The sequence below is a fragment of the Patulibacter medicamentivorans genome (genome assembly GCF_000240225.1).
Classification (GTDB): Bacteria; Actinomycetota; Thermoleophilia; order Solirubrobacterales; family Solirubrobacteraceae; genus Patulibacter; species Patulibacter medicamentivorans.
The window spans coordinates 1-3,570 of sequence record NZ_AGUD01000333.1 but is presented as its reverse complement, the minus strand read 5'-3'; the positions used below and the strand labels follow the sequence as shown (position 1 = coordinate 3,570).

General features: G+C 76.3%; 3 protein-coding genes. 2 read left to right on the top strand and 1 reads right to left on the bottom strand.

All coding sequences use genetic code 11. The features are described from left to right. The coding region (locus PAI11_RS23460) for a glycosyltransferase family 2 protein (RefSeq protein ID WP_040601533.1) at positions 1 to 946 on the bottom strand (946 nt) is incomplete at its 3' end. Positions 947 to 1,049: 103 nt separating this feature from the next. Between PAI11_RS23460 and dgt the strand changes: the two genes are divergently transcribed. Both dgt and dnaG read left to right on the top strand, forming a co-directional pair. Continuing rightward, positions 1,050 to 2,183, top strand: coding sequence for a dGTP triphosphohydrolase (dgt, locus tag PAI11_RS23455; protein ID WP_050897379.1), 1,134 nt, complete (start codon positions 1,050 to 1,052; stop codon positions 2,181 to 2,183). Positions 2,184 to 2,193: 10 nt separating this feature from the next. Next, positions 2,194 to 3,570: DNA primase (gene dnaG, locus PAI11_RS23450; protein WP_170320779.1), on the top strand; the 1,377-nt coding region annotated here is incomplete at its 3' end.

Here is a 3,570-nt window from a genome sequence, read left to right as displayed (position 1 = left end):
GCGGTTCGCCGCCGCGGCGGCCGAGGCCGGCGGCGCGGACGTCGCGCGCGATCCGCAGGCCGTGGGGCAGGGCCAGCAGCAGCGGCGCTCGCCGGCGGGCGATCGCGGCCAGCGCCAGGCCACCGAGCGCCCCGGCGGCGGTCGCCGTCCGGCGGTCGACGAAGAGGCCGCCGGTCAGCAGCGTCCGGCGCAGCTCGGGCACCTGGCGGACCAGGTCGGGCAGCTGGTGCATCTCCCAGCGGCGCCGCAGCCAGCCGGGGAGGGTCTCGGGCAGCACCGCGTGCTGGACGACGGCGTCCGGCGCCCAGGCGGGCCGCGCGCCGTCGCGGATCAGCCCCCAGGCCATCCGGGTGTCCTCGCCGAACGGTCGTGCCGGGGCCTCGTCGGTCGGGGTGCCGTCGTCGTGCCAGTCGCGGAAGCCGCCGCCGCGCAGGAAGATCTCGCGGCGCACCAGCAGGTTGGCGGTCGGGTAGAGCCCGTGGTCGGCCGCGACCCGCAGCGTCCGCTCCCACGGCGAGCGCTCGGTCGGCTCCGGCCGGATCGCGCCGGCGACCAGGTCGGCGTCGGCGGCCGCCGCGGCCAGGGCCGCGAGCCATCCGGGCTCGGGGTAGCAGTCGATGTCGGTGAAGGCGATCAGCGGCCCGCGGGCCTCGCGCACGCCGTGGTTGCGGGCGTTGCCGGGACCGGACCCGCGATCCTCCAGCCGCAGCACCCGGACCCGCGGGTCGCCGGTCGCGGCGGCGCGGGCGCCGGTGTCGTCGCGCGAGGCGTTGTCGACCAGCACCAGCTCGAACGGCGGGGCGTCGCGCTGGGCGAGGATCGCGGCGACCGCGCGGTCGACGGTGGCGGCCCCGTCACGGGCCGAGATCACCACGCTGACGACGGGCGCGGCGGGCACCGTCGAGGGATCGGCGGGAGCCGGGGGCACGTCGTCGGCGGCGGGCACGCGCGGAAGCCTACGAGACGGCCGCGGCGTCCGCACGGCCTGCGCGGCGGCCGTCGCGCGGGCCGCCCGAGGTCCGGCCCCGACGACTGCGACAATCGACGTGATGGCGCCGGTCACCACCTCCCTCGGCGATCCGCACGCCCGCCGGCGTGCGTTCGAGGACGCGTTCCTGTCGCCCGCGGCCGCCCGCACCTGGCCGGCGGACCGCGACGCCGAGGAGCCCGACTGCCCGCTGCGGACGCCGCTCCAGCGCGATCGCGACCGGATCGTCCACTGCAAGGCCTTCCGTCGCCTCAAGCACAAGACCCAGGTCTTCCTGGCGCCCGAGGGCGATCACTACCGGACGCGCCTGACCCACACCCTCGAGGTGACCGGGATCGGCCGCACCGTCGCCCGCGCGCTGGAGCTGAACGAGGACCTCGTCGAGGCGATCTCGCTCGGCCACGACCTCGGGCACGCGCCCTTCGGTCACATCGGCGAGGAGGCGCTCGACGCCTGCCTGGCGCCGCACGGCCGGCACTTCCGGCACTGGGAGCACTCGGTCCGCCTGGTCACCCAGCTGGAGGACGCGCCGAGCGCCGTCCGCGAGGCGGGCGGGCGTGGCCTGAACCTCTGCGCCGACGTCGTCGACGGGATCGCCGGGCACTCGGGCCGGGCCCCGATGCCGCGCACGCTCGAGGGTCGGATCGTCCGCGTGGTCGACCGGATCGCCTACCTCAACCACGACATCGACGACGCGATCCGGGCCGGGGTGCTGACGGAGCGCGACCTCCCAGGCGGCCCGATCGGCGTGCTCGGCACGACCGCCTCGCGGCGGATCGACCGGCTGGTCCAGGATCTCGTGGCGACCTCCCGTCAGGTCGGCGACATCCGCCAGGGCGACGAGGCGGGCGCGGCGATGGACGAGCTGCGCAGCTGGATGTTCGAGCACGTCTACCTGGCCCCCGACGCGCGCACCGAGCACCGCCGCGTGCACGAGCTGGTGCGGACGCTGTTCGAGCACCACCTGGAGGCAGACCGCGCCGCCGACGGCGACCGCGCGGGGGAGGGCGCCGGCGCGCTGACGCTCCCGCTGGCCGGCGAGGACGGCGGCTGGGACCGCTACCAGGTGCACGCGGTCCCGGCGGCCGACGCCGATCCGCTCGAGCGCGCGACCGACTGGGTGGCCGGGATGACCGACCGCTACGCGCTGCGGGCGTTCGGCGAGCTCGTGATCCCGCGCGCCCACGCGCGGTAGGAGGGCCCCGATCCCCCGCTACGCGAAAGAGGACATCGACCGGATCCGTGACGCGATCGACTTCGTGGGCCTGGTCGAGGCCCGGACCGAGCTGCGGCGCGCCGGCACCGGCCGGATGACCGGCCTCTGCCCGTTCCACGACGAGCGGACGCCGTCGTTCTCGGTCAACGTCGACGACAAGCTCTTCCACTGCTTCGGCTGCGGCGAGGGCGGCGACCTGTTCCGCTTCGTGGAGCTGACCGAGAACGTCGACTTCACCGGGGCGCTCGAGCTGCTGGCCGATCGCGCCGGGATCCAGCTGAAGACCGAGGACGAGGATCCCGCGACCGCCCGCCGGCGCAAGCGCGAGGCCCGGCTGCTGGAGCTGCTGGACCGGACCAACCGCTTCTTCGAGCGCCAGCTGTGGTCGGGGCCGGAGGCCGGCGCCGCCCGCGCCGAGCTGCAGCGGCGCGGGCTCGATCCGGACGTCCTGCGCGAGTTCCGGGTCGGCTACGCGCCGAGCGCCTGGGACCGCGTGATGGAGGGCTCCCGCCACGCCGGCTACACGCCCGACGAGATGCTGGCGGCCGGGATCGTCCAGCGCTCGACCAAGGGCCGCGACCAGATCTACGACCGCTTCCGGCGCCGGATCACGTTCCCGCTGGCCGACCGGCGGGGCAGGATCATGGGCTTCGGGGCGCGGGCGCTGGGGCCGGACCAGAAGCCGAAGTACGTCAACTCCTCCGACGGGCCCGTCTACCACAAGGGCCAGCACCTGTTCGCGGCCCACCTGGCGCGCAAGCACGCCGCGCGAGCGGGCGAGGTGATCCTCTGCGAGGGCTACACCGACGTGATCGCCCTGCACCAGGCCGGGCTGCGGCACGCGGTCGGGCTGATGGGGACCGCGCTGACGCCCGACCAGGTGAAGGAGCTGGCGCGGTTGGCGCCGTCGCTGATCCTGGCGCTCGACGCCGACGAGGCCGGCCGCAAGGCGATGCTGCGGGCGGCGGAGCTGGCGCGCGGGAGCGGCCTGGAGCTGCGGGTGGTCGCCCTGCCCGACGGGATGGATCCGGCCGACCTGCTGGTGCGGCGGGGGCCCGAGGCGCTGACGACGGCCTTCGGCGAGCCGATGGCGCTGGCGCGGTTCCACGTCGGCCACCTGCTGGACGGCGCCGACCTGTCGACGGCCGAGAGCAAGGACCGGACGATCGCCACGCTGCGGCCGGTCTTCGCCGAGATCCCGGCCGGAGTGCTGCGGATGGAGCTGGTGGCGATGGTCGCGGGACGGCTGCGGCTGGACCCGTCGATCCTCGGCCCGCTGCTCGACGACGGGACGCCGGCGGCGCCCGCCGGGCGCCCGGCCGCGGCGGCCGGCGGCACGGGCGGGGCCTCGTTCGGCGGCGGCGGG

Bases quoted from the DNA above. Each gene is read 5' to 3' on its own strand.
- dgt (WP_050897379.1), top strand. From the start codon at position 1,050: ATGGCGCCGGTCACCACCTCCCTCGGCGATCCGCACGCCCGCCGGCGT.